Origin of the sequence: Companilactobacillus futsaii JCM 17355 (assembly GCF_001435505.1) — a bacterium.
GTDB classification, from domain to species: Bacteria; Bacillota; Bacilli; order Lactobacillales; family Lactobacillaceae; genus Companilactobacillus; species Companilactobacillus futsaii.
On the sequence record NZ_AZDO01000105.1, the window covers coordinates 1 to 905 of the forward strand.

General features: G+C 33.3%; 2 pseudogenes. Both read right to left on the reverse strand.

The features are described 5' to 3' along the window. Nucleotides 1–201: 201 nt before the first annotated feature. Nucleotides 202–414, reverse strand: a pseudogene (locus FC88_RS07935) (hypothetical protein). Between the two features lie 359 nt (nt 415–773). Continuing rightward, nucleotides 774–905: pseudogene (locus tag FC88_RS07940) on the reverse strand (site-specific integrase); the annotation flags it as partial.

A 905-nucleotide genomic window follows, 5' to 3' on the forward strand; every position in this document is an offset into this window, starting at 1 on the left:
AGCTGTCAATTCCTTATGCTCCCACGCTTTGCTCGTCCGCTACCATTGACAGCAAATAGTTAGCTTTTCTAAAACTTGATAAAGATTTAACTGCTATGTCACTTTTTAAGGGCCTTATTTTTTGTTCTCAGCGATTTTAAGGCTATTTATATAATTTATACCAAAGCCAAAATAAAAAGCCCTCAGCGGCTTTTTAGAGGGCTAAATAACAAAGCCAGGACGATTAATAATATCTTCTTGTCTTTTTTTCAAAATGTAAGTGTACAAGGAATTATACAAATTCTGTTTGATCTCATCAGGTTCATTAACAAAAGCTTCAAACAATTCTTAAATATCAACTTGCCAAGGATCAGCAAGCATTTCATCAATTGGCTTTAATACTTTCTTTTCGTCCATCTGAGTTACTCCTAACATTAGCTAATTATTTCAGGTTTAAATTAAAGGCATCTTTTTATAGTTAGTTATTCAAAGATTGTGATTAAGTTTAGAAAGAAAAACGGTGTAAAGCAATTAAAAAGATTTGTTTGAGCGCAGCGAAATCTAATACAATTTTTGGGGGTATCGGAACACGTCAAAGTTAGTTGACGTATAAGTGCGCATTGAACTAAAAAAACCTTTTATTTCAATGATCAAGTTAGCTATTTTTTAGCGTCATTAAACGGAATGAAATGAGTTTAATGCGCACTTACACTCCACCAAAAATTAGTGGAGGTTTTGTGCTTAAAATCTGTCTCAGAAGTTGCCTTCGGCAACAACTAAAAATCCAAATAAAACTAACCAAAATCAATTTGATCTAACATAGTTTCGGTACTGGCTTGGTCTAAGCCTAAATAAGCTAAAGTCATGGCTTCACTGGAATGATTTAATAAGTGCATGACTAAGCCAATATTGTAATTGGATTGCGT